The 255-nt window shown below is 63.5% G+C and carries 1 protein-coding gene; it reads right to left on the bottom strand.

The features are described from left to right. The coding region (gene nuoI / locus FCK22_RS18210) for an NADH-quinone oxidoreductase subunit NuoI (protein ID WP_136720769.1) at window positions 1-255 on the bottom strand (255 nt) is incomplete at both ends.

Raw genomic sequence — 255 nt, 5'->3', positions numbered from 1 at the left:
AGTTCGGGCCTTCGACAATGGCATCCACCGGGCAGGCTTCTTGGCAGAAACCACAGTAGATGCATTTGGTCATGTCGATGTCATAGCGCGTGGTGCGGCGGCTGCCGTCTTCGCGGGCTTCGGCGTCGATGGTGATCGCCTGCGCGGGGCAGATCGCTTCGCACAGCTTGCAGGCAATGCAGCGTTCCTCCCCGTTGGGATAACGGCGCAGCGCATGCTCCCCACGGAAGCGGGGCGACAGCGGCCCCTTCTCAT

This window comes from Sulfitobacter sp. 15WGC (assembly GCF_005068605.1).
GTDB classification, from domain to species: domain Bacteria; phylum Pseudomonadota; class Alphaproteobacteria; order Rhodobacterales; family Rhodobacteraceae; genus Sulfitobacter; species Sulfitobacter faviae.
This window is presented reverse-complemented; position numbering and strand designations above follow the sequence as displayed.